19 protein-coding genes are annotated in these 21253 nt (G+C 58.5%); 6 read left to right on the forward strand and 13 right to left on the reverse strand.

Annotated elements, in window-relative coordinates; all coding sequences use genetic code 11:
- Window positions 1-10: 10 nt before the first annotated feature.
- From phaP to ACIPF8_RS14570, 3 genes are all read right to left on the reverse strand, one after another.
- Entirely contained in the window at window positions 11-565 is a 555-nt protein-coding gene (gene phaP / locus ACIPF8_RS14560; protein ID WP_400422071.1) for a TIGR01841 family phasin, read from the reverse strand.
- A gap of 131 nt (window positions 566-696) precedes the next feature.
- Complete coding sequence (locus tag ACIPF8_RS14565; protein WP_400422073.1) at window positions 697-1488, reverse strand: M15 family metallopeptidase; 792 nt, start codon at window positions 1486-1488, stop codon at window positions 697-699.
- Window positions 1488-2672 carry a patatin-like phospholipase family protein gene (locus tag ACIPF8_RS14570; protein ID WP_400422076.1) on the reverse strand — a complete coding sequence of 395 codons (1185 nt, stop codon included), beginning with the start codon at window positions 2670-2672 and terminating at the stop codon, window positions 1488-1490. The genes ACIPF8_RS14565 and ACIPF8_RS14570 overlap by 1 nt, the downstream gene beginning before the upstream one ends.
- A gap of 195 nt (window positions 2673-2867) precedes the next feature.
- Between ACIPF8_RS14570 and ACIPF8_RS14575 the strand changes: the two genes are divergently transcribed.
- On the forward strand, window positions 2868-3902 hold the full coding sequence (locus ACIPF8_RS14575) for a Fe(3+) ABC transporter substrate-binding protein (RefSeq protein WP_400422079.1): 1035 nt from the start codon (window positions 2868-2870) through the stop codon (window positions 3900-3902).
- Between the two features lie 145 nt (window positions 3903-4047).
- Here ACIPF8_RS14575 and ACIPF8_RS14580 read toward each other — a convergent pair whose 3' ends face one another.
- Together ACIPF8_RS14580 and ACIPF8_RS14585 are read right to left on the reverse strand one after the other, a co-directional pair.
- Window positions 4048-5421 carry an alpha/beta fold hydrolase gene (locus ACIPF8_RS14580; protein ID WP_400422082.1) on the reverse strand — a complete coding sequence of 458 codons (1374 nt, stop codon included), beginning with the start codon at window positions 5419-5421 and terminating at the stop codon, window positions 4048-4050.
- Between the two features lie 466 nt (window positions 5422-5887).
- Window positions 5888-6961, reverse strand: coding sequence for an ABC transporter ATP-binding protein (locus tag ACIPF8_RS14585; protein WP_400422085.1), 1074 nt, complete (start codon window positions 6959-6961; stop codon window positions 5888-5890).
- Window positions 6962-7084: 123 nt separating this feature from the next.
- Between ACIPF8_RS14585 and ACIPF8_RS14590 the strand changes: the two genes are divergently transcribed.
- Both ACIPF8_RS14590 and ACIPF8_RS14595 read left to right on the forward strand, forming a co-directional pair.
- Complete coding sequence (locus ACIPF8_RS14590) at window positions 7085-8713, forward strand: ABC transporter permease (protein ID WP_400422088.1); 1629 nt, start codon at window positions 7085-7087, stop codon at window positions 8711-8713.
- A 55-nt stretch (window positions 8714-8768) separates the two neighbouring features.
- Window positions 8769-10289, forward strand: coding sequence for a DUF4080 domain-containing protein (locus tag ACIPF8_RS14595; protein ID WP_400422091.1), 1521 nt, complete (start codon window positions 8769-8771; stop codon window positions 10287-10289).
- Here ACIPF8_RS14595 and ACIPF8_RS14600 read toward each other — a convergent pair.
- From ACIPF8_RS14600 to ACIPF8_RS14630, 7 genes are all read right to left on the reverse strand, one after another.
- The gene (locus ACIPF8_RS14600) at window positions 10278-10520 is read right to left on the reverse strand and encodes a DUF3717 domain-containing protein (protein ID WP_400422094.1); all 243 of its coding nucleotides are present in this window, start codon (window positions 10518-10520) and stop codon (window positions 10278-10280) included. The two genes, ACIPF8_RS14595 and ACIPF8_RS14600, sit on opposite strands and share 12 nt — an antisense overlap.
- 53 nt (window positions 10521-10573) lie before the next feature.
- Window positions 10574-10966 (reverse strand): D-ribose pyranase, encoded by a 393-nt coding sequence (gene rbsD, locus ACIPF8_RS14605; RefSeq protein WP_400422097.1) that lies wholly within the window; start codon window positions 10964-10966, stop codon window positions 10574-10576.
- Between the two features lies 1 nt (window position 10967).
- Window positions 10968-11882 carry a ribokinase gene (gene rbsK / locus ACIPF8_RS14610; protein ID WP_400422100.1) on the reverse strand — a complete coding sequence of 305 codons (915 nt, stop codon included), beginning with the start codon at window positions 11880-11882 and terminating at the stop codon, window positions 10968-10970.
- Window positions 11883-11922: 40 nt separating this feature from the next.
- Window positions 11923-12915 carry a LacI family DNA-binding transcriptional regulator gene (locus ACIPF8_RS14615; RefSeq protein ID WP_400422102.1) on the reverse strand — a complete coding sequence of 331 codons (993 nt, stop codon included), beginning with the start codon at window positions 12913-12915 and terminating at the stop codon, window positions 11923-11925.
- A gap of 102 nt (window positions 12916-13017) precedes the next feature.
- Entirely contained in the window at window positions 13018-14007 is a 990-nt protein-coding gene (locus tag ACIPF8_RS14620; RefSeq protein WP_400422444.1) for an ABC transporter permease, read from the reverse strand.
- A gap of 37 nt (window positions 14008-14044) precedes the next feature.
- Entirely contained in the window at window positions 14045-15658 is a 1614-nt protein-coding gene (locus ACIPF8_RS14625) for a sugar ABC transporter ATP-binding protein (RefSeq protein WP_400422105.1), read from the reverse strand.
- Window positions 15659-15846: 188 nt separating this feature from the next.
- Entirely contained in the window at window positions 15847-16803 is a 957-nt protein-coding gene (locus tag ACIPF8_RS14630) for a sugar ABC transporter substrate-binding protein (protein WP_400422108.1), read from the reverse strand.
- 60 nt (window positions 16804-16863) lie between these two features.
- Here ACIPF8_RS14630 and ACIPF8_RS14635 point away from each other — a divergent pair, with 60 nt between their 5' ends.
- On the forward strand, window positions 16864-17112 hold the full coding sequence (locus ACIPF8_RS14635) for a hypothetical protein (RefSeq protein ID WP_400422110.1): 249 nt from the start codon (window positions 16864-16866) through the stop codon (window positions 17110-17112).
- Between the two features lie 56 nt (window positions 17113-17168).
- On the forward strand, window positions 17169-18296 hold the full coding sequence (locus ACIPF8_RS14640; protein WP_400422113.1) for a nucleoside hydrolase: 1128 nt from the start codon (window positions 17169-17171) through the stop codon (window positions 18294-18296).
- A gap of 6 nt (window positions 18297-18302) precedes the next feature.
- Here the strand turns inward: ACIPF8_RS14640 and ACIPF8_RS14645 are convergent, their stop codons facing one another.
- A complete protein-coding gene (locus ACIPF8_RS14645; protein WP_400422116.1) occupies window positions 18303-19487 on the reverse strand; it encodes a pyridoxal phosphate-dependent aminotransferase in 1185 nt (394 codons plus the stop codon).
- A gap of 359 nt (window positions 19488-19846) precedes the next feature.
- Here ACIPF8_RS14645 and ACIPF8_RS14650 point away from each other — a divergent pair, with 359 nt between their 5' ends.
- Window positions 19847-21250 carry a tyrosinase family protein gene (locus tag ACIPF8_RS14650; protein ID WP_400422119.1) on the forward strand — a complete coding sequence of 468 codons (1404 nt, stop codon included), beginning with the start codon at window positions 19847-19849 and terminating at the stop codon, window positions 21248-21250.
- Window positions 21251-21253: the final 3 nt, after the last annotated feature.

Here is a 21253-nt window from a genome sequence, read left to right on the forward strand (position 1 = left end):
ATTTTTTCGCTTATTTCTTGCTGCGTGGCGTCGCCGCCTGGGTCAGCTGGGCAGTAGCATTGCTCAAGTTGGCTTCCAGCGTCTCCACTGCCTGCTTGGTATTTTTGGTCAGTTGTTCGTAACCGGCATTGGCGTTGCTGATCACCGTTTTCAGGATCGCAATCGCATTTTCCGAACCGGCCGGCGCGTTCTTGCTGACTTCCTCGATCAACGCGTTGATGCGGCGCGTAGTCTCGGCGACTTGCGCTTCTGCCGCACGCGTCAATTCCGCCTGGGTGCCGGAAGCGATGCCGGCCAGGTGACGACCGTAGGCGGCGGCCTTGTCGGCGCCAGGTTTTGCCTGCGCCGCGGAGATGTTGAGGAATTCCTGCGGGTCCTTGGCGCTCAGCAGTTGCTTGGCGGCGCCGCCGGATTCTTCGAGCGAAGCTTTGGCGGCGCTCAGATTGAGTTCGATGACCTTTTCCACGCCTTCGAAAGTCTTGGTGGTCAAGGTATTGAGTAGGGCCAACTGGGCTTCGAAATGCGCTTTGGTGGCTGCTGCGAACTGTTCATGAAACGAAAACATGGTCTTCTCCTGTGTGAACAAATCAACTCTTGCAAGGTTGTATCCAACTGCGGCAAAGCATATTACATAGTCACAAAATACAGGGCGCACATCCTATTCACAGCCCCGGAAAACTTTCCCGCACGTTGTTGTCAGCCCGCCGCCGTAGCGCAAGCCTTGCGGGTTTTCAGCTGGCTACCGTGGGCATTGCGGCAAGAACGATAGGCAACGATCGAGTCTTCAAAGACCCGGCGCGCCTCGGCCACCGGCAACTTCGCCATGCGCTCGGCCAGCTTGCGGCTGACCTGGAAATGCTGGTAATCGATCGGCTTTTTCCAGTCGCCACCCCAGATCAGAAAGCCATGCTGGGCAAATAGTTCCACCACTTGTTCACTGCCGCCCTGGCGCTCCGCTGTGCGCTGCGCAAACGCCTGTCCGGCTGGCGGGCTGTATTCCAGCCGGCCTTGCGCATCGCGCTGCACATACGGATTTTGCAAAGGATTAATATCGATCGCCAAACCGTATGCGTGCAAGGATATTGCCTTGCCGCCAGTGATCGGCCGGTCGTTAAAGGCGGAGGTGTTATTGTCCGCCATCGACGCATCGTCATTGCCTTGATAATGCTCCATCAAACGGGCCTGCGCAAGCGGGAATCGCCGCTTGAACAGCTCCTCGAAGATCGCCTTCACTTGCGGCGCGACTGCCGCCATCACCATGATTTCGCCATCCTCGTGGCGCTTGCCGTCGAAGTCGACATACGGGAAACGCACCACTTGTAACTGCTGGCAATTGACCGGCGCGCCGGGCTGGAGCACGCGTTCCCTGACAGCCGCGCATTGTCGGCTATCCAGTCCCTGCTCACCGGACGACTGCGCATTGGCGAACGTCGCCGCACCGAACAGCAGCGGCAACAATAATGCAAAACGAAATACCGGCATCCGCATCAGGTCACCGGCGGCATGACCAGTTCATGCACCACCAGGCCGGCATCGGAACTGCCGAAAGTTTCGCCGTTGGCGCGGATCCGCTCAGCGGCCTGCATCGCATCCGAATAGCCTTGTTCCCAGCGCCATTCCACCGAGCCGCGGGAGAAATTGATGTCCTTGGATGGCATGTTCCAATCGTGGCCGCTGTAGCGCAAGCGCACGATATGAATCGTGCTGTTGTCGGACAAACCCTCGAAATCCTTGAGGTCCGACTTCTTCCGCAGCGCCGGCGGCAGCTTGTCGTAGAGCGCCTGTGCAGCCTTGCGCAATTGATACATGCGCAAGTAATTCTCGATGTGACGTTCCGAACGCGAGGCGAACGTCACGTCTTTCTGGCGGTTGGTGATCTGGTCCAGGGTCAGCGGCTCAGGACCGTTGGCGCTCCACAAATCCACCATCACGCACAACGTGTTGCCATCGACATCGGTCTTGGATTCGTCGTCCAGCACTACTTCCAACGGCGTATTCGAATACAGGCCGCCATCCCAATACAGGTCGCCGTCGATGCGCACCGGCGCAAAGCCGGGCGGCAAGGCGCCGCTGGCCATGATGTGTTCGACGCCGATGGTCCGCTCCTGGGAATCGAAATTGACCAGGCTGCCACAGGCGACGCGCATCGCGCTGACGGTCAGGCGCATGCCGCCCGGGGAGTTCAGGTACTTGAAATCGACCAGGCGCCCCAGCGTTTCGGCCAACGGCGTGGTGTCGTAGAAACTGGCTTGTTCGGCCTCCACCGGCATACCTAGCAGAAACGGGTTGAGCCCGCGCGGCGAGAAAAATCCCGGCACGCCGCGGGTAGTGACATCGGTGGTGGTCCACCAGGTGTTGAACTGGCGCACGCTATCGGGGACCTGGCTCAAATCCATCAGGTCGCCGTGGCCGACCTGCTCCCAGAACTCCTTCAGGCGCGACAGGCGCAGATCGCGTTCGTTACCGGCAATGATCGCGGCATTGATGGCGCCAATCGAGGTTCCCACTACCCAATCCGGAGTCAGGCCATTCTCATGCATCGCATGGTAAACCCCGGCCTGGTAAGCCCCCAGCGCACCGCCGCCCTGCAGCACCAGCGCCACACGCGGTGTTGTGGACTCGGCTTTGCTGGTCGTGCGCGGTTGTGACTTGGAAGTGGTTTTATTGCTCATTTGACGCCCATCTTGTGTATGGAGGAACAACCATATTAACCGATCGCGATGACAGGCAACGGCGACGCCCGATATGTCATGAAATCATCACAAACAGTAACGATTCTCATTTGTGTTATATTTGGCAATCTCAAAATGTAACAATTTGTTACAAGCAACAAAATTATCACTTCAATCACCAAAAGAGGAATGTCCATGCTTTTGCGCTCCATCATCGCCACCGCTGTCCTGGCTGTCGGAACCACCGTTGCAGTCGCCCAGGACCAGATCCTGAACCTGTATTCGGCACGTCACTATCCAACCGACGAGGCGCTGTACAGCAACTTCACCAAGGCCACCGGCATCAAGGTCAACCGTGTCGATGGCGACGATGCCGGCACCATTGCCCGCCTCAAGAGCGAGGGTGCAGCCAGCCCGGCCGATGTGATCTTGCTGGTTGACGCCGCACGCTTGTGGCGCGCCGAGAATGACGGCCTGTTCCAGCCGGTCAAATCGGCCATCCTCGAGCAACGCATCCCGGCCAACCTGCGCGGCAAGGATGACGGCAAAGGCTCGCAATGGTTTGGCTTTTCGACACGCGCCCGCGTGATCGTCTACAACAAGCAGAACGTCCAGCCGCAAGACGTTGAAACCTACGAAGCCCTGGCCGATCCGAAGAACAAGGGCAAGCTGTGCACTCGCTCCGGTTCGCATCCGTACAACGTCTCGCTGTTCGGCTCCTTGCTGGAGCATCATGGCGAAGCCAAGACCGAAGCGCTGCTCAAGGGCTATGTCGCCAACCAGGCGCGGCAACCGGTCGGCGGCGATACCGACCAGATCAAGGCAGTCGCTTCCGGCGAATGCGGCGTGGCGATTTCGAATTCCTACTATGTGGCGCGCCTGATGAAATCAAGCAAGCCGGAAGATATCGAAGTGATGAAAAAAGTCGCGGTGATCTGGCCTAACCAGAACACCACCGGCACCCACGTGAATATCGCCGGCGCCGGCGTGGCCAAGCATGCGCCGCATCGCGAAGCTGCGGTCAAGTTCCTGGAATATCTGTCGAGCGACGATGCCCAGCGCTATTTCGCCGAAGGCAACAATGAAACCCCGGCGGTCAAGGGCGTAAAGACTGGCAATCCGGCGCTGGATGCGCTGGGCCCGTTCAAGGCTGAAGTGATCGATGTCTCGGCGGTTGGCCGCAATCAGCTAAAAGTGCAGCAGTTGCTGGATCGCGCCGGCTACAAATAAGCCGCGCTGGTTCAAGTAGAAACAAGGGCTGGCGAACCATCTGTTCGCCAGCCCTTCTTCATTCTGGAGTAGCACTCAATTGCCGTACTCAAGTCCGCAAAAGCAGACTACAAGTGTGATGATCGAAAGACGTGCATTAAAAGGGTTAGTGCAAAACCGTTGAATCCGAAAGTAATTCACCACTTTCCGGAATGGCGTCACAAAGCGGCAGAGTCTGGTGACTAAATCGTATGCTCAGCCATGTCAGCATATTCCCGATATCGGATTTCAAGGTCCCAAAATGATCTCCCAGTGAAACAGGATCAGCCGGCGCGACTGTCGCATACTCTTTGTAGCAAACGGCAGGGGCCGAACCATTCTGAGCGTTTGTCACATTGAGCTCTTTCGCCAACGCACGGGTTTTCTCTGCGGTTACGCGCAAGTCGTTGGTTGCCTGCGAAATCCGGATCGGCACCGAAATAGCCAAATTTGGATGCATCGCGACCAATTGCTCGTTAAGAACCGATGCCGTCAGGCTGTTGAAGAGTCCTTGTGACGGCTGTGTCCAACGACTGTCGCTGAGCTCGGTTCGGCACATGCTATCGGCGGTTTCATTAAAGAGGGCCAAACCCGCAGACGTAAATATCCGATTCAGATCAATCGATGGATCACCTCTTTGCGCGCCAAGAATCGATAAGATTAAAAATGGCAAACCTTCCCTGGCTTCTGGATTGACGAGAGACAAGCCAGGTAAAAACTGCAAATCGGATAGTTTTGAAGCAGGTGCAACCGCGGCAACGCCCACCAGATCCAATTCGTTGGTCCAGGAAGGTTTGTAATGCGCTGCAAACAAGGCGGCCTGTCCACCTTGAGAATGTCCCACAATGGCAAAGCTATTCGAAAACTGCGGGCTGCCTTGCGCATCAGACGGCAGCTGGTGCGCAGCGCGTACCGCATCGAGAATACCTCTCGCTTCCGATTGCCCATTCAGATAGGGATGCGGCCCAACAGTACCTGTACCTTCGTAATCCGTCATGACCACCGCCCATCCGGCGCTCAGAAATGCATTTAACATCTCATGTGGCGCGTAATTGATTTTCTTGTGGAGAACTAGAGCCGGCGTATCCGCTACCAGTTGGTTATCCATGGAAGGAGCGCATTTGTCAGCGCTACCCAAGGTACCGTGCGCCCAACTCACCACAGGCCAACCATCTGCAGGTCGTTGCCCCTTCGGGATCGCGACTATTGCAGAAACAGCCCTCGGGGTATCCGCTTGATCGTTTTGATTTGATTTGTAAATAATGAGTATGTTGCGGCTAGAATTTTCCAATCCAGCCGGCGGTACTATGTCCTTTTGTCGAATCAAATGACCATGCTCACCCACTCCCAATTCTGCCGGGGTAACTTGATAGAACGTATCGATGGGCTCTGTGTCCGGCAATAGAAGAGCGGGCACCGTTGGTTGCTCGGCTTGAGCCTGCAAGGCGAAGAGTAATGCTGTCGCTCCTAGTTGCAATCTCAAAGATTGTGGAATATGCATGGAATTCCTCCTTGGAAAAATAATATTTCATGAACAAATAAAGTCTGTCTCGCCCCGAAAAAAGACTCATCAGATATTTCCAAAAAAAGAAATACTGCTCATTAAAATTTATAAAATATTATCTTTTAGACGGAATGTGCACAACTTAACAATTGAATATGGTCGCTGCAATTAGGCGAACGCGATGCCGACAAGAGGCGTCACATCAGCAATCTGCGCCAGTATCCGTTGTATAGAGAAAGGAAGAAATATCGGCAGCCAGTATCGCAACGCGGGGACAGCATCAAGATCCGGCCAAGAAGCAAAAGGCGGGCGAGCATAAGTTCGCTGGCTCTTTTCTATTTGAATGGAAAATTTATTTTTTTCTGATCATGTAGATTGCCAATCCGATCACCAATATCACACCAAATTCCAGCCCGACCACAAAATACTTTGCCATGATGATTTACCAAAAAAGTCGTTCGATTTACAACGGAAATGTCACTACGTGATTAACGTCGAGCTTGATGCCGATCCATTCATCAATCGCATGATCGTGATGGGACGGTACCAACGCCAGCAGCTCCTGCCCGCTCGCCAGTTGCAGCGTGTACAGGAACTCGGCGCCGCGGAAAGACTTGCGCACGATCCTCGCCTTGAACGGCGATGCATCGTCATGCACGATATCGTCCGAACGCAACAGTACATCGAATTGCCAGCCGGCGTCGCCATCGACCCGAATCGGCGGCAAGGCAGTTGCGCTGACATCACGCAGTTCACCCAACGCAGTCGATACCGTCAAGCGTCCGCCACTCTCGACCAGGCGCCCCGGCAGCATGACGCCATGGCCGATGAAATCGGCGACAAAACGCGTCGCCGGCCGGTGATACAAATCGTAGGGTGTCGCCCATTGTTCCAACTGTCCCGCCTGCATCACACCGACCACGTCGCCGATGGCGAATGCCTCCATCTGATCGTGTGTCACCATCAGCGCTGTGATGCGCGCCTGGGTCAGGATCTGCCGGACATCGTGCGCCAAACGTTCGCGCAGTTCGACATCCAGGCTGGAGAACGGCTCATCCAGCAACAACAGCCGCGGCTCCGGCGCCAGGGCGCGCGCCAGCGCCACCCGTTGCTGCTGGCCGCCAGACAGCTGATGCGGATATTTTTCCTGCGAGCCTTCCAGCCCCACCAACGCCAGCATCTCCTCAACCCGCCGCGTGCGTTGCTGTTTGCCGACGCCGGGCAAACCGAAGCCGATATTCGCGGCGATGCTCAAATGCGGAAACAACGCAAAATCCTGGAACACCATGCCGATCCGGCGCTGTTCGGCGGCGACCCGGGTACCAGGGCCATCGAGCAGCACCCGGTCCAAAGCAATTTGTCCGCTCTGCGCCTGCTCAAGACCGGCAATCGCGCGCAGCAAGGAAGTCTTGCCACTGCCGGAGGGGCCGATCAGCACGCCAAGCTGACCGGCGGCCAATTGCAGCGAGACAGCATTGACCGCCGGCGCTGGTGCGGTCGGGTAGCGGACACTGACTTGATCAATGGTGAGAAACATGGGAGAGCGATACTGGAAGCTGGTTACAATTCGGTGGCTCGACGTGAACGCATGCCGCTGGCTCAAGTCGAAGATCGCATAGTTTAACGTACTCCAATCCCGCAACTCTCCTTTTCTATCGACATGCCACTGATCGGTTTAATCGCCCTGTTGATCGCACTTCCCCTCCTCGGCATCGTCGGCGCCTGGGTGCATCTCGACGCGCAAACTATCGACGTGCTGACGCAACAGATGCAGACCGTGCTGCCGGGTTATCTGGCGACCTCGGCCTGGCTGGCAGTGGCGGTGACGATCGGTGTGGTGATCGTCGGCGCGGCGACAGCTGTCACAGTCAGCCTGTTCGAATTTCGCGGGCGGCGTTTTTTCCAGTGGGCGCTGCTGTTGCCGATGGCGATGCCGGCCTATGTCTCGGCCTACGCGTATACCGATTTCCTGCAATACAGCGGCCTGCTGCAAAGTGGTTTGCGCCAATTGATTCCGGGCTTGCGGCTGCCGGAAATACGCAGCTTGCCCGGTGCGATTTTCCTGTTCATTTTCACGCTCTATCCATACACCTACCTGCTGGCGCGTAATGCCTTGAACGAACGCGGCGTACATTTGATGGAAGCTGCACGCCTGCTTGGAACACCGTTGGCGGCGCGCATCCGCCGTGTGGCGCTGCCGCTGGCCCGACCGGCGCTGATGGCCGGCGCCGCACTGGCGTTGATGGAAACCTTGGCCGACTATGGCGTCGGCGCCTACTTCGGCCTCAGCACGTTTACCACCGGTATCTACAAAGCCTGGCTGGTCATGGATGACCGCATTGCGGCGGCACAGCTGGCGTCGGTATTGCTCGGCATCGTCGCATTGCTGTTGTGGGTGGAGCGCAAGGGCCAGCAACGGCTGCGCTTTTCCAGCGTGCGCGGGCAACATGGCGATGCACCGGAAACCCGATTGGCGCCATTACACGGCAGCCGCCAGTTGCTGGCATGGCTGGTGTGTGCACTGCCGATTCTGCTCGGCTTCGTGTTGCCGGTATTGATCCTGCTGCGGCTGATGTGGCGCGAATTCCTGCATCAGGAAACCGATCTCTACATGAACGCCGGTTTCGACCTGTTGCGCTACGCCGGCTGGGTCTGGAACAGCTTCCGCTTCGGCGCCATCGCCGCCATTCTTGCGGTAGCCGTCGCGCTGGCGCTCAGCTATGTGCAACGCGCGCGCCACCTGCCACCGCTGAAATTGTGGCTGTTGCGCCTGGTCACGCGCATGGCGTCGATGGGTTATGCAGTGCCCGGCTCGGTGATTGCGGTCGGCATCCTGCTGCCGCTGGCGTGGCTGCAGGTGATCGCGCCTCGCAACCAGATCGGCATCCTGGTCACAGCTACATCGTTTGGCATCCTGTATGCCTACCTGGTGCGCTTCAGTGCAGTCGCAGTGCAATCGATCGAAGCCGGCTACGCCCGCATTCCGGCGACGCTAGATGAAGCGGCACGCACGCTCGGCAGCAGCGGCTGGCGCATCGCCCGCATCCTGCACGCACCGCTGTTGTGGCGCTCGATGGCGACGGCACTCCTGATGGTGTTCGTCGATGTCGTCAAGGAGTTACCGGCCACGCTGCTGCTGCGCCCATTCAACACCGACACGCTGGCGGTGATCGCACATAACCTGGCGCGTGACGAGCGGCTCGGCGAAGCGGCACTGCCGGCACTGACCATCGTCGCGGTGGGGCTGATTCCGGTATTGCTGGTGACAAAGGCTTTGAGCCGGCGCTGAGGCGTAAAATGGCGCATTCTGCAGCTTTTGCCGCCCATCTTTCCGCTAGCCAACTATGACTATCCTGCTGTCCACGCTCAACGCGCGCTATTCCCATGCTTCCCTCGGGCTGCGTTACCTGCAGGCCAACATGGGCGAGTTGCGCGAGGCCACCCAGCTGCATGAGTTCGTGATCGGCGCCAAGACTACCGATATCGTCGAGAAGCTGCTGGCGCACAAAGCCAGCACAGGCACCACCATTGTCGGTTTCGGCGTCTACATCTGGAATATCGAGGAAACCACCAAGGTGGTGGCGATGCTGAAGCGGGTCGCTCCCGATATCGTGATCGTGCTGGGCGGGCCGGAAGTGTCCTACGAATCGGCCGAGCAGCAGATCGTCCAGCTGGCCGATTACCTGGTCACCGGCTGGGGCGACGTGACCTTGCCGCACTTGTGCAAGCAGATCCTGCATGGACCGAAGCCGCTGATGAAAGTGCATGTCGGGGTGCAGCCGCCGATGGCCGATATCACCTTGCCGTACAGCCTGTACAGCGACCACGACATCGCTCATCGCACGCTGTACGTGGAAGCCTCGCGCGGCTGCCCGTTCAAATGCGAATTCTGTTTGTCGGCGCTGGACAAGACCGCGTGGCCGTTCGCACTCGACGACTTCCTGGCCGAGATGGAGTCGCTGCATGCACGCGGCGCACGGCTGTTCAAATTCGTCGACCGCACCTTCAACCTGAACGTCAAGACCAGCCTGAAGATCCTGCAGTTTTTCCTCGACAAGCTGGCCGCCAATCCGGACGATCCGGTGTTCGCCCACTTCGAACTGGTGCCCGATCATTTGCCGGATGCGCTGAAGGATGCGATCACGCAATTCCCGCCAGGCGCGCTGCAATTCGAAATCGGCATCCAGAGCTTCAATCCGGAAGTACAGGCGCTGGTCAGCCGCAAGCAAAATAACGAGAAAGCGGCAGAAAACATCCGCTGGCTGATGCAGCAGTCGCACGCGCATTTGCACGTCGACCTGATTGCTGGTTTGCCGGGTGAAGACGTCGACAGTTTCGCCCGCGGCTTCGATAAGCTGGTGGCGCTGCAGCCGCATGAAATCCAGTTCGGCATCCTCAAGCGCCTGCGCGGCACGCCGATCATCCGCCATACCGAACCGTTCGGCCTGATCTTCGATCCGCATCCGCCGTACACCATCCTGGCGACCAACCTGATCGATTTCCCGACCATGCAGCGCCTGCAGCGCTTCTCTCGTTATTGGGATCTGGTCGCCAATTCGGGACGTTTTGCGCACACGCTGCCGATTTTGCTGGGCGAATCGCCGTTCGCCAATTTCATGGCGTTTTCCGATTGGTTGTACGGCAAGACCGACGCCACCCATCGGATCGCGCTGGACCGGCTGGCGGGCCTGGTCGGGCAATGGCTACGCTTGCAGGGAATGACGGAAAAAGAAGTGAATGCCGTGCTCAGCACGGACTATGCGGGCAAACCTGCCAAGCAGGCAGATGTGCAGCAATTGGTAGTTAAGCAGGAAACCGAGGGCATGGCGGCGCCCAAACGGCAAGCGCGCCATTTAGCCCACTGATCTGGCGCTGGCGAGATCGAGCATGTGCTGCCGCCATACCGCAATCAACTGCTGGGCCACGCTGCCCATCGAAGCCAGCGCGACACTGCTGCTGTGATTGATGATCATCAGCGCATACACATCGGCAAGCGCGTTGACCTCGGGTGACAACGCGCACTCTTCCCCGACCGCAGGCCGTTGCAGGCGCCAGTAATTGATGGCTTGTTCCAGTTCAGGCAATGATATATCCATGCGTTTATTGTACCTGCCGTCGCTGGATTGTCAGAAATACCGCACAAATATTATCAAAAGACTACGCCGGCAACCAGGATGATGTTGGCATACGGCGTGAACTCGCCGGTGCGGATCACCGCTTTGGCGCTATGCGTCATGCGTTTGAAATCGGCGTGCGACAAGGTGCGCTTGTCCGGCAGACCGAGCGCGTCAATCTGTTGCGCCAGTTGCGGACTGTGCAAAGGCAATTCATCGGCCAACACATGATGCTCGACCTGCATTTCGCTCAGGATCGTTTGCAGCGTCACCATGAAGCCGGGCACGCCGCGGGTCAGCGCCAGGTCGATCAGCGGCACACCGGGCGGCACCGGCAGGCCGGCATCGCCGATCACGACGCTCTCGCCATGACCCAGCGATGCGATCAATTGCGACAGCGCGATATTCAATAAAGGGCTTTTCTTCATTTCAAGCGTCCAGTTCGTGACGATAAGGAATCGAGGTTTGCGCACCGATGCGCGCCACGCTCAACGCAGCGGCGCGTTGGCCGAAAGCGATGGCGTCGGCTTCGCTGCGCCCTTCGGCCAGCGCTGCCACGAAACCGCCGATGAAGGTGTCGCCGGCGGCGGTGGTGTCGATGGCTTTGGTCGGCTGCGCCGCAAAATGTTCCGATCCTGAGGATAGCGCGGCGTAAACGCCTTTTGCCCCCAAGGTGACCAGCACCTTGTCGGAACCACTGGCGCGCAATTTCACGATGGCAGCGTCGATCGCCGCATCGCTATCGAGACTGGCTTCAGGCAAACCGGCCAGCATCGCCGCTTCGATTTCATTTGGAATCAGATACTGCACCTGCGCCAGCAAATCGGTTGGCAGCGCCTGCGCCGGAGCGGGATTGAGCACGACCACTTTACCCAAATCGTGCGCCAGCTTGATTGCATGGCGAATGGTCGGCAACGGCGTTTCCAGTTGCAGCACCACGATCCGCGCCTGCTCGATCAGCGCGTGCGCAGCATCGATATGGGCCGGGCTCAGCGCGTCGTTGGCGCCCGCCGCCAGCACGATGCTGTTCTGTCCATTGGCATCGACCAGGATAGACGCCACGCCCGACGCCACACCTTTGATTGTGCTGACATGGGTGTCGTCGATACCGTCGCTACGCAACGCGGCGCGCAGCTCGACGCCAAAGGCGTCATCGCCGAGACAGGCGATCATCGCTACCTTGATGCTGTCGGCGCTGAGACGTGCGCACGCAACTGCCTGGTTGGCGCCCTTGCCGCCCGGGATGGTCTGGAACTGGCCGCCGGACAAGGTTTCGCCGGGATGCGGCATGCGCGGCACGCGTAATACCAGGTCCATGTTGATACTGCCGATGATGACGATCATGTGAGTCTTGTAAAGATGAGTTAGCTAAAGTTTATCGCTGTCAGGACCTGACGGTCGAGTCGCGGACATGTAATTCGGGTGCAATCGTCTGCCGCTGCAACGGCCGGTCAGGCGTAGCGATCCGCTCCAGCAGGCATTGCGCAGTCAGTTGCCCGAGCTTGCGCGTGTTCTGGGCGACGCTGGTCAGCGTCGGATGGACGAATTGCGCCAGGTCGATATCGTCGAAGCCGACTACTGCCAGTTGCTCCGGCACCGCAATGCCGCGCTCCGCCGCTGCCCGCAAGGCGCCAATCGCCATCAGGTCGTTGCAACAGAAAATCGCATCCGGCAACTGCGTCATGGCCAACAGGCTGCGCGCCGCCAGGTAACCGCCAGCGCTGGTGAAATCCGCATAAATCAGCAAATCGTCCGGCAACGCGACGCCGCCGTCGAGCAAGGTCTGGCGCAGGCCGGCAATCCGTTCGCGCGAAATATCGATATCCGCCGGGCCGCCGATGCAGGCAATCCGACGCCGTCCCAATTCCAGCAAATGCGCCGCCGCCAACGCGCCGCCGGCGACATTGTCGACCGCCACCAGGTCGATTCCCAGTTCCTTCGGCGCCCGGTCCAGCAGCACGGTCGGCACCTTCATCTTGCGCAGCAATTCGCCATCGGTCTGCGCCAGCGTCGCCACGATCAGGCCGTCGCAGCGCTTGGTCAGCAGCATGTTCAGGTAATCGCGCTGCTTGGCCGGATCATCGTCGGAATTGCACAAGATGACGCTGTAGCCAGCCGCATAGCAGCTATCTTCGATGCCGCGCGCGACTTCCGAAAAATACGGGTTGGTGTTGTTTGGAATGATCAAGCCGATACTGCCGGTGGCCTTGCTCTTCAACGAACGCGCCAGCGCGCTCGGCATGTAGGCCAGTGTCTCCACCGCCGCCAGCACGCGGGTCCGGGCATCGTCGCTGACCGGGCGAGTCTGGTTGAGGACGTGCGAAACCGTGGTGTACGAGACCCCCGCCTTGCGCGCTACATCCTTGATGGTTGCCATAGTGTTTGCTCAGTACCCGAATGCATTCGTAGGGCGGGCATTATTGCCCACGCCTTGAATTGCTACAATATCTTGTGCAGGAACCAAGGTTCCCGCCCCACATCAACCTGTCGAACGCTCACCACGGCGGCGATAAGTATCCAGCACCACCGCCGCCACAATCACCAGCCCGGTGACGATGCGCTTCATCGGTTCGCTGACGCCGACCTGCGCCAGCCCGGCTTCCAGCACCGAGATGATCAACACGCCGATGAAGGTGCTGATCACCGAACCGCGTCCGCCCATCAGGCTGGTGCCGCCGATCACCACCGCGGCGATCACCTGCAACTCCATGCCGACGCCGCCGTTCGGATCAGCCGCTTCCAGCCGTGATACCTGGAACAGCGCGCCGACGCCGGCCAGCAAACCCATCAATGCAAATACCAGCACCTTGCTCGGACGCGGATTGATACCGGCCAGGCGCACCGCTTCTTCATTGGTGCCGATGCCGATCCAGTGGCGCCCCAGCACCGTCTTGGTCAACACCAGATGGCCGACGATGACGATCACGATCGCCGACAGGAAAGCCGGCGACATGCCGAGCAGGATCGGCGAGCTAATGCCGTCGACCGCGCTACCGATGTATTCGGTGCGCGAATTGGTCACCTGGTACGCCAGGCCGCGCGCCATTTCCAGCACACCCAGCGAGACGATGAACGAAGGAATCCGCCAGCCGACCGAAATCACGCCGGTCACCATGCCGCACAAGCTGGCCACCAGCACCGCCAGCACGCCCGCACCAAACAACGGCCAGCCCCAGCGCACCATCGCCATCGACAGCACCGAGGCCGCCAATGCCATCACCGAGCCAACAGAAAGATCGATGCCGCCGATGATCAGTACGAAGGTCATGCCGACTGCCATCACCACCAGTGTCGGAATATCGTTGGACAAGGTAGTGAACGTCGCCAGCGTCAGGAAATTTTCACTCAGGAAGGAAAACAGCACGCACATCGCCAGCAGCGCGCCGATCAGGCCCAGGTAGTTCTTCAGGCCTGACATGCTGCGGGTAAAGGACGACGAACGGGAGGAAGAACTGGAAAGTGTTGTCATGATCTTGTGTATGTTGAATGCATTGTCGGTGCGCGGCTCAGGCAGCCTGCGCGCTTGACGGATCTGTTGCTGTGCCGCCGCTGTCGTCATCACTGTCGTTTCCATTGACGTAGCCGCTGAACGCCGCCGCCAGGATCGTTTCCTGGCTCCAGTGACCGCGCTCGAAAGTGTCGACCAGCTTGCCGGCGCTCATCACCGTGATGCGGTCGCAGATCAGCATCAGCTCGCGCAAGTCGCTGGAAACGATCAGCAGGCCCTTGCCTTGCCGCGACAAATCGGCCAGCAGCTTGTAGATGTCGAACTTGGCGCCGATGTCGATGCCACGGGTCGGTTCATCGAACAGCATGATTGGACAATCGCGATACAGCCAGCGGGCGATCACCACCTTCTGCTGGTTGCCGCCGGACAGTTCGCCGGCCGCCTGTGTGCCATCGCGCGAACGAATCCGCAGGCGCTTGATGTAATCGTCGGCCACCGCGATTTCTGCCTTCTGGTCAAGTACGCCGAACTTGCTGACCGACGAAAGCTTGGCCAGCGTGGCGTTGACGCCGATCGATTGCGGCAGCAACAGCCCCTGGCTCTTGCGGTCTTCGGTAATCATGGCGATGCCGGAGGCAATCGCATTTTTCGGCGACGAAATATTCGCCGCCTTGGTTTGATCGCCGATGAACACTTCACCCTGGTCGGCACGGTCGGCGCCGAAAATCAGGCGCAGCAATTCCGTGCGTCCCGATCCGATCAATCCGGCAATGCCGAGAATTTCGCCGGCGCGCAAATCGAAGGAAGCAGGTGCCACCACAGCGCCGCGTCCGAGATTGCGTACCCGCAGCAACGGCGCACCGATGCTGCGATGGCCCAAGTCAAGTTCGGATTCGGCGGCGCGACCAACCATCAGTTGCACCAGTGCCTCGGTGTTGTAGCCGCCGATGGCGTCGTCGCACACCAGCTGGCCGTCGCGCAGCACGGCGATGCGGTCCGCCACGCGCTTCAACTCTTCCAGCCGGTGCGAAATATAGATGATCGCCACACCTTCCGACTGCAGTCGCGCAATCTGCGCGAACAGCAGCTCAACCTCGCGGTTGGTCAGCATCGCGGTCGGCTCGTCCAGCACCAGCAAACGACAGCTACCGATCAGGTTGCGCGCAATTTCCACCATCTGCTGGTGCCCAACGCCAAGTTCGCCGACCGGCGTCCAGGGATCGATATCGGTCAGACCCACCGCGGCCATCTGGATCCGGGCGGCAGCCGCCAGCTTGGGCTTGTCTATCCAGCCGAAGCGTTGCGGCAACTGATTCAGGAACAGGTTTTCGGCGATGCTCAGGGTCGGGATCAGGTTCAGTTCCTGCATCACCATGCGGATGCCAAGCTGCTCGGCTTCCTTGCGCGACGCCGGTTGATAGGCTTGGCCATCGAGCAGCATGCTGCCGGTGGTTGCCTGCACCAGGCCGCAGACGATTTTCGAGAGTGTGCTCTTGCCGGCGCCGTTTTCACCGGTCAAGGCCAGGATCTGTCCGGCACTGATGCTGATCGAGACATCGCTCAAGACCGGTTCGACATAGGTCTTGCCGACTCCGGTCAAACTCAGTAGGGGAACTGCGGGTGCAGCGGCGCGCATGTCGGACTCGTGCGCCGCGTTGAATTCATTGGACATTCAGCCTCCACCAACGTGGATCATGGTTTTGTATCTGAATTGAGGGACGGACAGCACAGCGCGCTTTGACGGCGCTGGCGCTTCGTTCCGCAATTGTTTTTTCTATATAACTGACACGTTACGCCTGATGCGCGGAGACGGGGCGGGCCGCATTGCAGCGGCCCCTAGCCCCGTTCCGGCGGATTGTCTTACTTGGTGTCTTTGGTCACCAGTTCAACCTTGGTTTCAACTGTGCCACCCAGGCTGTTCTGTGACTTCTTGTCAGCAATTGCCTTCAACACCGTTTCGATGCCGAACACTGCTTGCTGCGAAGCGAACTGGTCGGCAGTTGCCAACACACGGCCATCTTGCAGCATCGGCTTGATGGCGTTGATGTTGTCGTAGCCTACCACCAGCACCTTGCCGGTCTTGCCTGCTGCCTTGACCGCTGCCACCGCACCCAGGGCCATGTTGTCGTTACCGGCCAACAATGCCTTGATGTCAGGATGCGCATTCAGCATCGCCGCGGCAACCTTGTTGCCCGGATCGATTTCCCATTGGCCGGATTGCACCGACACCACGTTGGCGCCGGCGGTCTTCATTGCATCCTGGAAGCCCAGAGTACGTTGCTGCGCATTGATGGTGGTGGAAACGCCTTCGATGATGGCGACCTTGTCGCCGCTCTTGATCTGCTTGGCCAGGTAATCGCCGACCAGCTTGGCGCCCTTGCGGTTATCCGGGCCGACGAACGGCACCACGATGCCCTTTTCCTTGAGTGCGGCGTCATCCAGCTTGTTGTCGATGTTGACCACGATGATGCCGGCGTCGATCGCCTTCTTGATGACCGGCACCAGCGCTTTCGAGTCAGCAGGTGCAATCACCATGCCGTTGACCTTGGAGACGATCATCTGCTCAACGATCTTGATCTGGTTCGAGGTGTCCTGCTCGTCCTTGATGCCGTTGGCAATCAGGTCGTATTGGGCGGCGTGTGCCTTCTGGTGCGCCTTGGCGCCATTTTCCATGGTCAGGAAGAATTCATTGGCGAGCGACTTCATCACCAGCGCAACCTTCGGTTTCGGTGCAGTCTGCGCCAGCGCCGGCAACGACGGCAATGCACAGACGAGAACGGTGGCGGCAATCAGCTTGAGGCGGATACGGGTATTCATCAAAAGTCTCCTGAAATTGTTATTAAACGCGTTGTGCAACGGCATGTCCGTCGGATCGGCATGCCGGCATTTGGAACGCGCAAACGTTTGCGCGTTTTGATGATAGCATCAGATCCAGCAAAAAAAAAGATTCAAAAAGGTCGTTTTTTTGTTGCTTGGCATAGTGGCAAGGAAGATCATGTAGCACTCCACAGGGGAAAATCTACTGCCGGCCAGAGACAGATGCATGTGCGTCAGGCACACTGCCGTCAGGTTTTTTACGACGCTTCCTTGCAACTGCTACAGCTTGGCTTCGGAACACAAAACTGACAACATTATTAATCAGACATGACAATCATTCCCTTGATTGCAAGGGAAACGCGCGAATGAAGAAATTACTGGCTATTCTTGCATGTGCTCTATGCTTGGCGGGCTGCCACGGGCACCTCGCTTCGAGCAGCCATGCAAAAATCATCATCGATAGCGATTACAACACCATCGGCGACGACGGCCAGTTGGGCGTGATGGCAGCCCAATTACATGCACAAGGGGCGGTCGATGTGCTCGGCATCACCGTGGTATCCGGTCGCCAGTGGCTGCGGCAAGGAACCGCCGATGCACTGAAATCCATGGAACGTCTCGGTGTCGGCGCGCAGATTGGCGTCTACAGCGGCGCCAACACGCCGCTCACCCACGACCTGGAAACGATACGCAGCGAACTGGAAAAATTTCCGGAGCCTGATGCGCAGCTGGGCGCATGGGAGATGCCTGAACCCATGTTCGACAGTGATGTGAGGGCGCCGCCGGACGGCTTCGCGCAACAGACCACGCTACGACGCAAGAACGCCGTCGATTTCATCGTCGACTCGGTCAAGCAGAACCCGCACCAGGTAACTATCCTGGCCGTCGGCCCGCTCACCAACATCGCGCTGGCAGTGCTCCAGCATCCAGAGATCGTGCCGCTGATCAAGCAGATCATTTATCTTGGCGGCGCATTCACGGTCGCAGGCAATGCCACCGCCCACGCCGAATTCAACTGGTGGTTCGATCCGGAGGCGGCGCAAATCGTGCTGCATCAGCCGATTCCGCAAGTAGTGATTCCGCTGGACGCCGCCAGTACGGTGGTGATGGATAAGAAAATTTATGACAGGATTGCCCACGATCCCGACAGGCATACCGCCGTGACCCAGTTGTTCTCCCAGCTGGAAGGTTACGGCCTCCACCACAAGGCCGGCTTTGAAACCGACCGCAACTTCACCGCCCACGTCATGGACAGCCTGACCATCGCCTACCTGCTCGATCCGCGCTTTGCGACCGAGACGGTCGATGAATGGGTCGATGTCGACATCGCATTCGGCCCCGACGACGGCCGTTCGATTGCCTACCTGAAAACGCCGCCGGCGCGCCTCGGGCTGAAAAAAATGCGGGTCGTCAAACGCTTCGACAACGCCCGCTTTTTCAATCTGTATGTCGACCTGCTGACGCGGCCGGTACCGGTCAAGCTGGCCGGCTAGCCCATATCAAGCGGCGAGGAAACGCTCCAGCCGCTGCACGCCGTCCTCCAGGCGTTCCAGAGAGCTGGCAAAACACCAGCGCACATAACCTTCGCCTTCAGCGCCGAACGCGTTGCCCGGCGCCAGACCCAGCCCGGCATCGCGCACCAGCTGTTTGCACAGCGCCAGGCCATCGCTGACGCCGTCGACACGGAAGAACAGATACATCGCGCCCTTCGGCCGCGGCGCAGTAATTCCCGGCAATGCATTCAGGCGCTGATACAGGAAGTCGCGCGCGGCCCGATAGCGGGCGACGGTGTTACCGATGATTTCGTCGCCACGCTCGATCGCCACAATCCCGGCACGCTGTACGAATCCTGGGGCGCACGACGTGTTGTATTCGATCAGCTTGCCGATGTCGGTCATCAGTGTCGGCGGCGCCACCAGCCAACCCAGCCGCCAGCCGGTCATCAGCCAGGATTTGGAAAAGCTGTTCGATGAAATCAGGCGATCATCCGCCTCGGCGATATCGAGGAAGGAAGGTGCACAGGCCTTGCCGTCGGTGCTTGGCTGCTCGCTGTACACCAGGCGTTCATAGACGTCGTCGGCGACGATCCAGATACCATGCTGGCGACAATGTGCGAGCACCACTTCCTGCTGTTCACGCGGCATGACCCAGCCGGTCGGATTATTCGGCGAGTTCAACAACACGGCGCGCGTGTCCGGCGTCAGCGCATCCAGCAGTTGCTGCAGGTCGAGCTCCCATGTTTCGCCGAACTGCAGCGCCACCCGCACCACTTCAGCACCGAGGATTTTCGGGATTTCAGTAACGTTCGGCCACAACGGCGTCACCGCCACCACGCGGTCGCCGGGATTGATGATCAGTTGCGACAGCAGCATCAATGCCGACACGCCGGAAGAAGTCACCGCAACGCGGCCAGCATCTATCGGCTGATGCAGGCTGGAGAGGTACTTGGCGATCGCCTCGCGCAAGGGCGGGATGCCGTAGTTGTGGGTATAGAAGGTATCGCCATCGTCGAGCGCGCCCTTGGCCGCATCGCGGATGAAGGCGGGCGTCACTTGATCCGGTTCGCCGAACCAGAAAGGCAGCACGTCGTCGCGCCCCATTCCGACATTGGCGACTTCGCGAATCCGCGAAGCTCCCAGTTGATGAACCACAGCACGAGCGACAGCAGGATGATTCTGAGGCATGGCGATATCCGGTTAACGAAAGCGATAGTCAAAGCTGGCGGCTACCCGCCAACAGCAGCATTATTTCCTGCCACAAAGTGTAGCCCAAAGCAGACGAATCGCGGCCAGGAACAGTCGCCACGCCAGTCCCCCAGTCTCTTGCCTGCGCAACAGAAATGCCGCGGCATCGGTAACCCCGGCATCGAAAATCCTTGATGCGCCTCCCACCTGCCCAGGCGGTTTCACCATGGATTTAAGCCTTTTGCCAATTGTTCCCATGCGGCAATTCATCGAACATCACGGTTGATGACAGGCAACTATTGCTGGCGCCTATCGCATTTAGTTACCTCTCCAACATGCAACCTTTCAAGGATACATAGATGAACCGCAGACAATTTATCCATCTTGCTCAGGCATTGGGCCTTTCAACATGGTGTGGCGAGATGGCCTTCGCGCATTCGCGCGATCACCATAAAATCCGGGTACGAAAATCGCTAAATCATGGCGGCGCAATGGCGGACGCCAGAAAATTCAACGCTGGTATTGGCAAACTGAAGGCCAACCCGGTGGCGACCGACTACAAGAGCTGGACGTACTGGGCAAACGTTCATGGCGTGCCACCTCCGGTACCGGCTGAGATGGCGAAAGTATGGGGCCAATGCGCACACAGAACGCCGCATTTCCTGACTTGGCATCGCGCCTACATGTTCTTCATGGAAGCACTCATCCGCGAAGTAACACAGGATGACAGTTTTGCAATCCCCTACTGGGATTGGTTCGATGATCCAGCGATGCCGGCACAATTTACTGACGGCACACTCCCTCATTTGCTGCATTCACCGAGGGCATACAATCCACGGCAATTACTCAGGGCGCCATTTTTGGCAAATGATTTCACGGAATTCTATAAGCTGTTTGAGCCCAATCCGCATGGAGCAGCGCACCTGATGGTAGGGGGCGACATGGCTAATGAACAGATTTCGGGCGGTGATCCGATATTTTGGGCGCATCACGTGAACGTAGACCGCTTGTGGGATGCATGGCTGGCCATGGATCCTACACGCGCGAACTCAACCGAAAAAGAATGGCTTGATCAGCAGTTTGTCTTTGATACTGCCGGAAAAAAAGTGATTCGCGTCAGCGATATGCTCGATACCGCCAAGCTTGGCTACTGCTATGAATCGCTGCAGCTTCCCGATCTGCATGATGAGATACCGCCACAACCGCAAGTCATCCTGCCTGTAACACCCGCAGCAAAAACAGCTGGTCTGGTACAGCCGGATACGGCTGCGAAGACAAGCCTTGCCTTGACTGGCGCGTCGGTTAGCGTGGCGCTGCCGATCTTGAACAGCGAGAGAGAGAAAGTCGCCAATATCATGAGAGACCCACAGCAGCGGGATCATGATCTGACGCTGACCTTGAGCGATTTCCATGTCACTGAGCGAGGACTGAAACGCGGCTATTCATATCGTATTTATGCCAACCTGCCGGCCAAGGCCAGATCAGGAGAGCAGCACCGCGACATGTATCTTGGAGAAATCAACTCCTTCCTGCTTGGACGTCAAGCAGATCATGCATCGCCCGTGGTCTACTCTCTCAACGCCATCATCGGACGCCAGATGCGACGCGCTCTTTGGTCAACAAATGAAGTCCGTTTCTCTTTCGTTTCGGCCGACACCAACGAAAAGGAAGTACTCCTTGAGGTTGGCAGCGTAGAGTTGGCCGTGTCGTCGCCTGGGGCAGCAACCGCCTCCACAGACCATCATCATCACGCAGCACATTGAAGA

Origin of the sequence: Collimonas sp. NPDC087041, assembly GCF_044745265.1 — a bacterium.
In the GTDB taxonomy this organism is placed as follows: Bacteria; Pseudomonadota; Gammaproteobacteria; order Burkholderiales; family Burkholderiaceae_D; genus Collimonas.

Bases quoted from the DNA above. Each gene is read 5' to 3' on its own strand.
- phaP (WP_400422071.1), bottom strand. From the start codon at position 565: ATGTTTTCGTTTCATGAACAGTTCGCAGCAGCCACCAAAGCGCATTTC.
- ACIPF8_RS14565 (WP_400422073.1), bottom strand. From the start codon at position 1,488: ATGCGGATGCCGGTATTTCGTTTTGCATTATTGTTGCCGCTGCTGTTC.
- ACIPF8_RS14570 (WP_400422076.1), bottom strand. From the start codon at position 2,672: ATGAGCAATAAAACCACTTCCAAGTCACAACCGCGCACGACCAGCAAA.
- ACIPF8_RS14575 (WP_400422079.1), top strand. From the start codon at position 2,868: ATGCTTTTGCGCTCCATCATCGCCACCGCTGTCCTGGCTGTCGGAACC.
- ACIPF8_RS14580 (WP_400422082.1), bottom strand. From the start codon at position 5,421: ATGCATATTCCACAATCTTTGAGATTGCAACTAGGAGCGACAGCATTA.
- ACIPF8_RS14585 (WP_400422085.1), bottom strand. From the start codon at position 6,961: ATGTTTCTCACCATTGATCAAGTCAGTGTCCGCTACCCGACCGCACCA.
- ACIPF8_RS14590 (WP_400422088.1), top strand. From the start codon at position 7,085: ATGCCACTGATCGGTTTAATCGCCCTGTTGATCGCACTTCCCCTCCTC.
- ACIPF8_RS14595 (WP_400422091.1), top strand. From the start codon at position 8,769: ATGACTATCCTGCTGTCCACGCTCAACGCGCGCTATTCCCATGCTTCC.
- ACIPF8_RS14600 (WP_400422094.1), bottom strand. From the start codon at position 10,520: ATGGATATATCATTGCCTGAACTGGAACAAGCCATCAATTACTGGCGC.
- rbsD (WP_400422097.1), bottom strand. From the start codon at position 10,966: ATGAAGAAAAGCCCTTTATTGAATATCGCGCTGTCGCAATTGATCGCA.
- rbsK (WP_400422100.1), bottom strand. From the start codon at position 11,882: ATGATCGTCATCATCGGCAGTATCAACATGGACCTGGTATTACGCGTG.
- ACIPF8_RS14615 (WP_400422102.1), bottom strand. From the start codon at position 12,915: ATGGCAACCATCAAGGATGTAGCGCGCAAGGCGGGGGTCTCGTACACC.
- ACIPF8_RS14620 (WP_400422444.1), bottom strand. From the start codon at position 14,007: ATGACAACACTTTCCAGTTCTTCCTCCCGTTCGTCGTCCTTTACCCGC.
- ACIPF8_RS14625 (WP_400422105.1), bottom strand. From the start codon at position 15,658: ATGTCCAATGAATTCAACGCGGCGCACGAGTCCGACATGCGCGCCGCT.
- ACIPF8_RS14630 (WP_400422108.1), bottom strand. From the start codon at position 16,803: ATGAATACCCGTATCCGCCTCAAGCTGATTGCCGCCACCGTTCTCGTC.
- ACIPF8_RS14635 (WP_400422110.1), top strand. From the start codon at position 16,864: ATGCCGGCATTTGGAACGCGCAAACGTTTGCGCGTTTTGATGATAGCA.
- ACIPF8_RS14640 (WP_400422113.1), top strand. From the start codon at position 17,169: ATGAAGAAATTACTGGCTATTCTTGCATGTGCTCTATGCTTGGCGGGC.
- ACIPF8_RS14645 (WP_400422116.1), bottom strand. From the start codon at position 19,487: ATGCCTCAGAATCATCCTGCTGTCGCTCGTGCTGTGGTTCATCAACTG.
- ACIPF8_RS14650 (WP_400422119.1), top strand. From the start codon at position 19,847: ATGAACCGCAGACAATTTATCCATCTTGCTCAGGCATTGGGCCTTTCA.